Raw genomic sequence first — 9,352 nt, 5'->3', positions numbered from 1 at the left:
GAGGTTGTCACGGGCAATGGTGCGTGCGGCGTTGAGCGCCTGCTCATCGGAGGTGGTGCCCTCGACGGTGACGCTGACACGCTTGGTCACGCCTTCAGCATCAGCCTGCATCTGCTCTGCCAGGTTGGAACAGGCTGCATAGACAGCGTCATTGAGATCATCCTGCTCCGGGGTGATTCCGGAGGCACCGGAAGCCAGCAGCAGCACGGTGTCATTGGTGGAGGTTGATCCATCAATGTCCAGGGTGTCAAAGGTGACAGCGGTGGCCTTGGCCAGGGCGGTCTGCGCCATCTCATGGGTGATGGAGGCATCGGTGGTCAGGCAGACCAGCATGGTGGCCAGGGACGGGGCCATCATGCCCACCCCCTTGCCCATGGCTCCGACGGACCAACCATCAGCGAGAATGATGGTTTCCTTATCCACGGTGTCGGTGGTCATGATCGCCTTGGCAGCGGCGGAACCGTGATCGCCGAGTGCGCCATCAGCTGCCAGTGACTCGATGCCGGAGTTGAGCTTGTCCATGGGCAGTAGCTCACCGATGAGCCCGGTGGAGCATACGGCAATATCTGCAGGCTCGATGCCCAGCTTGGCTGCCAGGTTGTCCACTGATTCGCGGGCATCCTTCTCGCCCTGGACACCATTGCAGGCATTGGCGTTACCGGCGTTGTAGAGCACGGCCTTGAGCTGGCCGTCAGCGACGTTTTCACGGCTGACCTTCACCGGAGCTGCAAAGACACGGTTGCGGGTAAAGACTGCCGCAGCGGTGAACTCAGGTCCCTCATTAACCACCAGGGCCATGTCTGGGTTGCCGGAGGCTTTGATGCCCGCGGTGGTCGCGGATGCGAGAAACCCCTTGGGTGCTGTGATGCCGGTATCGGCCATGTGATGCTCCTTGAATACGTGTGTTCCTGCTGGATGTGGAGACTTAAGTCCCCTGGTTTTAAAATTATGGAGCCACGCCGGTTCGTGGAAGACCGGCAGTTTCCTCGAAACCGAGTGCCAGGTTCATGCACTGAACTGCGGCACCACCGGTGCCCTTGGTCAGATTGTCAATGGCGGAAGTGAGCAGCACCCTGCCGGAGGTTGGATCCACCTCGACCTGAACATGGCACATGTTCGAGCCGACAACGTTCTGAGTCTGTGGCTGTGCGCCCTCTGGAAGAACCAGAACGAAAGGTTCATTGGCGTAGAAGTCCTCATAGACTTTGCGTGCCTGCTGCGCAGTGACACCAGCAATCAGTGGTGCGGTGGCTGTGGTGAGGATTCCTCGTGGCAGTGGTGCCAGCACCGGGGTGAAGCTGATGTTGACGTCCTTGTCGGTGACTTCCTTGAGGTTCTGGGTGATCTCCGGAGTGTGGCGGTGTTTGCCAGCGGTGTTATAGGCCTTGAGCGATCCCATGGTTTCAGAACCCAGCAGTGGCACAGCAGCCTTCTTACCGGCACCGGAGACACCGGTGATGGAGACAACTGCAATGTCCGGTTCAATGAGGTTGGCCTGTACTGCTGGAAGAAGTGCCAGGGTGGCGCCGGTGGGGAAACATCCCGGAACTGCGACACGCTTGGAGCCCTTGAGCTGCTCACGGTGGCCAGGCATCTCCGGGATGCCATAAGGCCAGGATCCTGCATGCGCAGAACCGTAGAACTTCTCCCAGGCAGCGGAGTCGGCGAGGCGGAAGTCAGCGGCACAGTCAATGACCGTGACATCTGGGCCCAGCTGATTGGCGATCTCTGCGGAGAAACCATGTGGGAGACCCAGGAAGACGACGTCATGGCCCTCCAGAATGTCCTTGGTGGTGTCCTCGATTACCCGATCAGCCAACTGCGGAAGATGCGGCATCAGGTCGGCCACTTTCGTGCCCACGGTGGAGGCGGCGGTCAGGGCGCCGATCTCCAACTCACCTGATGCATAGGCCGGGTGGCCCAGAAGGAGGCGGAGGATTTCTCCACCCGCATATCCACTGGCTCCTGCTACTGCAACCTTGATCGTCATAAGACCCAACCCTACACGATATGCAGAGTTATGCAAATTATTCATGCATGATGCAGGGGTTTATGCATGAAAGCTAGGCGCAGCCCAACCCTCCCCCAGTGTTTCCCTAATAGTACAGAGAAAACAATTCTGGATCAGCATCTTCCGGGCTGCAATCTTCTACCCCTATTTTTCAGAGCACGGAATCAAGAGTCATGCACCCCACCACGGAGAGGATCAATAGCATGACGGTCTCCCCTTCCCCCTATCGCAAGAAAGACCATGAGGGCACGATTATCCGGGCTCTCATGGATATAACTCCCTCACCTCACATGGTCACAGCCTCGGACGTGGCAAAACTGCTAGTCATCCCAGTTCTCAAGGGGCTCATCCTCAAATTCCCACTTCACGATCAATTCAGCATCTGAATCTAAGGCACTCGCATGAGGCTTAACATAAGCTTCAATAGTCGCATGCTCGAAGGATTGAATACCTGTCAGCATCCCGTCACCACCAACCGATCCTGTGGGATATCCGTATTGACCAGCTTCCCTACCCTGGGCATTCCATTTCAGGAGGTGAGTACCGGTGACTTCCCATGCGCCATGATCCGGATGCCAGTAGATAACACCGTTGTGAAACTGGACGTAGCGACCAATTCCATCTGCAGTGAGGAGCTCCTCAGATACAGGGTCGCCCAGGAGCCCGTGTACTCCGCCGAGTTCCTGCCAACGGTTCTTTATCGCACCAGTGCCGGGCATATACATCAATCTCCTCAAGTCAAAGGCAGGCAGCTCCCTGCTCTCAAATATAACCATCCCACTGCCCCCTCGTCCGGAGACGAGACCCAACCCAAAAAAATGAATGAGCCCCGGACATCTTGTCCGGGGCTCATGCGCCTTCATTGAAAGAGGAATCCTCAGATCCGCTGCACCGCTGCACTTGTCTTCCTGGCAGTCGCCACAGCAGGTGTGACCTTCTCCAGCATCGGGCGAAGCAACAGCATCGCGATTACGATGACCAGCAGCACCGAGGCTTCATGGACCAGCATGCCGATCGACATGGTCACTCCTCCAAAGAGCACTCCTGCCAGCAAGACTGCAACTGTGGCAAGCGCGATGATGATGTTGACCCGCATGGTACGGACCGTGCGCTGCGCCAGACCGAAGGCGTAGGGCAGACGGGTGAGTCGGTCAGCCATCAGGGCGATGTCTGCGGTTTCAATCGCTGCCGGGGAACCAGCGGCTCCCATGGCCACACCGATATCAGCCTGTGCCAGCGCCGGGGTGTCATTGACACCGTCACCCAACATGGCCACCGTGTGTCCACTTTCCTGCAGGGACTGCACCAGATTGAGCTTGTCCTCAGGCATCATCTCCGCATGGACCTCATCCACACCGAGCTCCGCTGCAACCGTATCCGCCACACGCTGGGCGTCACCGGTGGCCATGATGACCTTGATGCCACGCTCATGCAGTTCTGCGATTGCTGAGTATGCGTCTTCGCGCACCGTGTCAGCCACCGCCACGATCCCTACCGGGTCTCCATCGACACCGACATACATCGCGGTCTTACCCTGCTCATTCAGCTCCAGCACCCGGGTTGGGTCTGGGGACTGTGCCAGGAGGTCTGCAGTACCAACCGCGATTTCATGTCCATCCACCATGGCCTTGATTCCCTTGCCAGTAACTGGTTCAGCATGATCCACCATCTCAACATTTAGACCACGGTCCCTGGCACCGGAAATGATGGCTTCTGCCAGTGGGTGTTCTGAGGCGGTTTCGGCACGTGCAGCCAGCAGCAACACATCATCTTCTGTATACGCGTTGTCCAGCACATCCACATTGACCAGCTTCGGGGTGCCGTTAGTCAGAGTTCCGGTCTTATCAACCACCAGGGCATCCACCTTGGCAGAGGTCTCCAGGTATTCGCCGCCCTTGACCAGCACCCCATCCTTGGCTGCACGACCAATGCCGGCGACGATGGACACTGGAATGGAGATCACGAGCGCACCGGGACAACCGATGACCAGCAAGGTCAGACCAAGTTCAACGTTCTGGGTGAGCAGACCGATGGCCAGCGCTCCCACCATGACTCCCGGGGTGTACCACTTTGAGAACTTCTCCAGGAATGTCTGGGTCTTGGCCTTATCATCCTGCGCGTCTTCCACGCGGTGAATGATCTTGGCCAGAGTGGAGTCAGCACCAATGCCGATCGCTTCCACACGCAGCACACCGGAACGTAACCAGGTGCCGGCGAAGACCTCAGAGCCTTCCACCTTTTCAGCGGGGATGGATTCACCGGTAATGGTTGCTTCATCCACACCACCAATTCCAGAAATCACCCGACCATCCACTGGAACCTGTTCGCCATTACGGACCAGGACGATGTCGCCGGGGACAAGTTCCCAGAGCTCCACACTTTCCGGTTCGCCGTCACGCAGCACCGTGGCTGTTTCCGGAGCCGCATCGATGAGGTCACCCAGCGCCTTGCGGGTGCGGTTCATCGTGGCGTTCTCCAACGCCTTACCCAGGGCGAAGAGGAAGGTCACCGCAGCAGATTCCCAGTAGTTATTGATGAATACCGCACCAACTGCCGCCACAACCACCAACAGGTCAATGGAAATCATTTTCACCTGCAGCGCCCTGAAGGCGGAAACTGCAATGGGATAACCTGCAATCACCGCAGCACCCAGCATGAGCCAGTCCCAACCGGTGAGGAACGACAGAATAATCAGCAGACCAGATATGGCCACGACACCCCAGGTTTTGATTCTGCTACGCATCTCCTTCTCCTTTTCCTTGAAAATTACTTCACTTCTTTTTGATTCACCTCTCAATCTATGGCTGGCCAGGTATAAGTTCCTTGACCTGCGTCAATTATCATGAAATGGATCTTTTACCAGCTCACAGCCGAAATAGAAGAAATAGCCGGCAGGCCCTCCGTCCTGTTTAAGGAGGAAGGCCTGCCGGCGTTGAATTATTTGCAGAACTAGTACATGGAGGGCTTTGCTGTGTAGCCAACATCCGCAACAGCAGTCACCAGGTCTTTGATGGTGACCTTCTGCGGATCGTGTTCAGCGATGATACGCCCCGAGGCGAACTTCACTTCGGAGGATTTAACACCGTCCATGCTGTTGAGCTTATTTTCAATCTTGCTGACACAGCTCGGGCAGCTGAAGCCTTCTGCGCGCAGGGTGGTGGTCTTCAAAGCAACTGGGGTGGTCATGGTGATCATGATCCTTTCTTCTGAACTCCGTTGGCGTTCCACCTCTGACTGGGGGATTACTCCCGACAAGAGGTTCCTACGCCTTTCTTTTCCTTACAACCATTAATCTATGGCTTGTAGGGGTGAAGTTCCTTGACCTGGATCAAAGAGCGCCAAACTGCTTAGAACACCGTTTGCTACTCCCCCATCACCAGGTCAGCGAGGCCATCAGCATCCAGGATGGAGACCCATTCACGCCCCGAATCAATGATTCCTGCTCTTTTCATCTTCGACATCGCCCGTGAGGCTGATTCCAGGGTGGTGCCTGCCATGCCGGCGATATCCTGCCTGCGGAGGCGAACCTGCAGCAGTGTGGAACCATCGCTTAAGCGCTGGCCAAGTTTGAGCGCCAGTTCTTCCAAGACAGCCGCCACGCGCTGCTCGACGGTGTGGACGGTTTGTCCCACTTCTTTTTGCCGTGCCAGGCGGAGTTGATTCTGCTGCATCTGCAGCAGTGCCACGGCAAACTGGGGGTAATCTGCCACAACTTCTGCCAGTGCGTCGGCGGGGATGAACAGCGCACAGGTGGTTTCCATGGCCCAAGCGGAATCCACGGCACCGGTGGGGACGGTGGAGACTGGGCCGACGATGTCACCTGGGGCTGCGATATCCACGGTCAGTTCCCTGCCGTCGATAGTGTCGCGGGTGATACGTGCCCGACCGGAGGCGATCATATAGCTGCCATCTGCTTCCTCACCGGCAATAAGCAGTGGGTCCCCCTCATTCCACGCCCATGCCTTGAGGTCCCGGGCCAGATGGCTCATCTGTTCTTCTGTGAGATCGCGGGTTAATGGTGATCGCTTCATCACCCGGATGCGTGTGTCCATGTCGCAGGGGTGTGGATGGGCGCAGTTTGAGCGAACAGGGTGTACAGACATGATCCTCATTGTATCGAGAATGCAAAAATCCCTGCTTCCCCCCCCCAATCAGAGTTGGTGAGGAAACAGGGATGAAGCGTTTCTCCTGGCTTAGTAGCCGGCGTGGCCTCCGCCACCACCCGGCAGCTGTGGTGGTGCCTGCTCAGCCGGAGCTGGTGCTGGAGCCGGTGCCTGCTGAACAGGGGCCGGTGCGGGTGCCTGCTCGACTGGTGCCGGAGCCGGAGCCGGTGCCTGCTCCTGGACGGGGGCCTGTTCCTGAACAGGGGCAGGCGCTGGAGCTTCCTCCACTGGTGCCTGCTGCTCAGCCGGAGCTGGTGCTTCTTCCTCGACGGTGACCTCAGTGGTCTCCTCTTCCACGGTGGTTTCCTCAGTGGATGAGGTGGTGGAGGTAGTCGAGGTGGTGGTCTCCTCGGTGGTGTCTTCTTCCGAGTCGCCACAGGCAACCAGGGATGCAGACAATGCCAGCGCGGCAGCAGATGCTGCGAGTTTACGGTAAGAAATCAATTTTCTATCCTTCCTTGCGGGGTTATGGGGCCCAGAACACGTGCCACCTTACAGGGGCTCGGTACTGGTTTCATAGGCAAATGGGGTTCATGATTCATAAAAAGCAAGGAAAACCAGAAAGTCAGTTTCTTTCCAGCCTCCCTGCTTATTGCTGCCTGTCAGAGGCTACCTTCTGGGTTACTTTCCCGGCAGCATGGCGGTGGGCACACCGGTGGGTGCTCCTCCCGCTGGTGACAGGTCAGCTGATTCCACCGGTGGTGTGCGGGAGAACAGGATCTTCAGGTCGCGTTTGAGGATGTTGTCCTCTTGCTTCCTCCTGCTGCGTGGTCCGGACTTGCGTGCGGTGGCCTTCATCAGAGGATCGTCCACAAAGGTGAACAGGATCCAGGCGAAGATCACGGAGATGAAGAAGGAGAGGATGGCCACTGCTGCCCATCCGATGATCCCCCATGATTGTCCGGCGACGATATAGCGTTGGACTGCCACCATGACGGGAAACTGCACCATGTAGAAGGCGAAGGAGATATTGCCCAGGAGCACTGCTCGCGGTGAAGCGATCTCACCGCTGACGCCCTTGATGTCACGGACTGCCAGGGTGCAGACAACCAGGGCCATCGGCAGGGACATGATCACGGACATCTTGAAAGACAGGGGGACAAACCAGGTGGCGATGTAGGACACAAGCAGTGCCAACAGTGGCCACTTGAGGTTGGTGTTGCGGAACATGCCTTCTGCCACCAGCTTCGCACCGAAGACACCGAGGTAGAACTCGATGAGGCGGGTCAGCGGGAAGTAGTAGGACAGCCAGTAGGACTCCAGGACTGGGATCTCCCACTGCATGAACCACACCGGATCGGCGTGGACATCAGCGACCGGGGACACATCGGTGTCCCACAGGCGCGGCACGAAGAAGTTCTCAATGCCCTTCGGACCTTCAGCGAAGAAGTGGATGAAGGTGATCGCACCCAGGGAAACGATGAAGGTGATGGCGAAAGCCCACCAGTTCCCCACTCCCTTGACCTTGCGTACCAATGGGATGAACAGTGGGAAGGTCAGGTAGAACAGCATCTCTGCGGCCAGAGACCAGGAGGGCACGTTCATGCCGGACAGGGATGCCCAGTCAGGATTCCAGGTGTGGATCAACAGCGCATTGGGTAGCCAAAACTGGATATCGGCAAAGTCCAGTACCCACTGGATTCCTGAGGTGGTGATCTTTGCTGAAGCCACGATGAACATGGCCAGCGCGATCAGGTGCATGGGGTAGATCTTGGTGATGCGTCTCTTGCAGTAATACAGGGTGTTACGCACACCTTTGAGTTCACTGTTGGACCAGTAGATCAGGAAGCCGGACAGGATGAAGAAGAAGGTCACACCGGCGGAACCCAGCTGCATCGGGATGAACGCGTGAATGGTGGCGAACAGATCCGACTGCTGGAATGGGTAAACATTCAAAAACACCAGTGCGTGGAGAAGGTAGACAGCAACAGCTGCCAGCCACCTGGCCCCGGTCAGTGACGGGAGGTTCGGGCGTCGAACCTTTGTGCTTGGCGACGCTTTTTCAACCGCCGTATTTTCTGGGACAGTAGCCATCTATTTAAGCGTTGATCCGATCGCGCAGGATGTTTGCGGTGACACCGTCACCCTTCTTGGATGGGTGCCATGGGCCACCGATCAGTTCGGTGCGGGCATCAAGTACGCCGACAACCCAGGGGTCATTGGAGCAGCTTGAGTGGCCTTCAGTGGCAGAGCGCAGGTCTACGTGAGAGACCTGGAGGATATCGGCCGCACCGTCAATCGCCATGTCCAGGCGGTTCATGAAGTCAACCAGGGCTGGTGCGTCGTTTTTCACCAGTGGGGCACCACCGAGGCGGACACAGATCTGACTGCCGCTGCGTGCGGTGTATTCCTGGTAGCCCACCAGAGTGATCTCTGCGTTGGGTGCGTAATACTTGAGGTAGTCCACCACCGGCTTCATGCGGTCGGCGTAGTGTTCAGCAGTCACAGCAGCTGGGTCCTGCATCTTGCCGGAGGCGATGGCGCGGTTACCGCAGTCTGTGCCCAGATCAATCAGGCAGGCCTGGACGGACTGGAGGAGGTTGACGCCAGTTCCCCAGCGGTCATTCTTGCCCATCTGGACGAAGATCTCTTCAGTGCGCTCACCGATGGCACCGCGTTCTTCTGCATGGCGGACCTGATCGGAGAAGTGGAATCCATCAGAGTTGATGGAGGCCCCAGAGCAGGAGACGTCGATGAGCTCACCACGGGGCACACCCAGCTTGGCCTGGAGCTGTTCCGGCCAGGAACCGGCCCCCTTGAGGCAGCCACGCTCATCGGTGCGCCATGGTGCATTGGTTCCGGAGGTGTGGGAATCACCGAAGACAACAACGCGGGCGCCACCGGCAGGTGCTGTGCTGTCACTGTCCCCCAGGCTGGAGGTCAGTGCCCGGGTTGCGGTGGTGGATGCGTCAGCGGAGCTGCTGCCACTGCTCTGTGCGGATGCTGCCGGGGCGATTGCTGTGGCCAGTAGTGCCACCGATGCCACTGCCACGCCCATGATCGAGGCAAGTCTGCGCTTAGCCATGTTCTTCTTCTCCTCTATTCCTGCGCACCCTTGGAGACAGACCATGAAAGCTGTCTGTCTCTTATGTGTCGCTGGTGTTTGACCCTGAAAACAATAACAGGCCGAGCATATTTGACTGCATTTGCCCGCCAATCAATTAACTCAAGTCACAAC

At 57.6% G+C, this 9,352-nt stretch carries 9 protein-coding genes; all 9 read right to left on the bottom strand.

Annotated elements, in window-relative coordinates:
* Nucleotides 1-882 (bottom strand): bifunctional ornithine acetyltransferase/N-acetylglutamate synthase (locus tag Q0M74_RS11240; RefSeq protein WP_293954479.1); only part of this gene is annotated, 882 nt, incomplete at its 3' end.
* 64 nt (nucleotides 883-946) lie between these two features.
* Nucleotides 947-1,990 (bottom strand): N-acetyl-gamma-glutamyl-phosphate reductase, encoded by a 1,044-nt coding sequence (gene argC, locus Q0M74_RS11235; protein ID WP_293954477.1) that lies wholly within the window; start codon nucleotides 1,988-1,990, stop codon nucleotides 947-949.
* A 341-nt stretch (nucleotides 1,991-2,331) separates the two neighbouring features.
* Nucleotides 2,332-2,787, bottom strand: a complete 456-nt coding sequence (locus Q0M74_RS11230; protein WP_293954475.1) for an LGFP repeat-containing protein — start codon at nucleotides 2,785-2,787, stop codon at nucleotides 2,332-2,334.
* 101 nt (nucleotides 2,788-2,888) lie between these two features.
* A complete protein-coding gene (locus Q0M74_RS11225) occupies nucleotides 2,889-4,754 on the bottom strand; it encodes a cation-translocating P-type ATPase (RefSeq protein WP_293954473.1) in 1,866 nt (621 codons plus the stop codon).
* 206 nt (nucleotides 4,755-4,960) lie between these two features.
* Nucleotides 4,961-5,197, bottom strand: coding sequence for a heavy-metal-associated domain-containing protein (locus Q0M74_RS11220; RefSeq protein WP_293954471.1), 237 nt, complete (start codon nucleotides 5,195-5,197; stop codon nucleotides 4,961-4,963).
* Nucleotides 5,198-5,373: 176 nt separating this feature from the next.
* A complete protein-coding gene (locus Q0M74_RS11215; protein WP_293954469.1) occupies nucleotides 5,374-6,063 on the bottom strand; it encodes a Crp/Fnr family transcriptional regulator in 690 nt (229 codons plus the stop codon).
* A 141-nt stretch (nucleotides 6,064-6,204) separates the two neighbouring features.
* The gene (locus tag Q0M74_RS11210) at nucleotides 6,205-6,618 is read right to left on the bottom strand and encodes a hypothetical protein (RefSeq protein WP_293954467.1); all 414 of its coding nucleotides are present in this window, start codon (nucleotides 6,616-6,618) and stop codon (nucleotides 6,205-6,207) included.
* Between the two features lie 177 nt (nucleotides 6,619-6,795).
* Nucleotides 6,796-8,208, bottom strand: coding sequence for an acyltransferase (locus Q0M74_RS11205; protein WP_293954465.1), 1,413 nt, complete (start codon nucleotides 8,206-8,208; stop codon nucleotides 6,796-6,798).
* 4 nt (nucleotides 8,209-8,212) lie between these two features.
* Nucleotides 8,213-9,199 (bottom strand): SGNH/GDSL hydrolase family protein, encoded by a 987-nt coding sequence (locus Q0M74_RS11200; protein WP_293954463.1) that lies wholly within the window; start codon nucleotides 9,197-9,199, stop codon nucleotides 8,213-8,215.
* Between the last annotated feature and the right edge of the window lie 153 nt (nucleotides 9,200-9,352).

The sequence above is a fragment of the uncultured Corynebacterium sp. genome (assembly GCF_945649885.1).
GTDB lineage: Bacteria > Actinomycetota > Actinomycetes > Mycobacteriales > Mycobacteriaceae > Corynebacterium.
The sequence above is the reverse complement of the archived record's forward strand: the minus strand, read 5'-3'. Positions and strand labels throughout refer to the sequence as shown.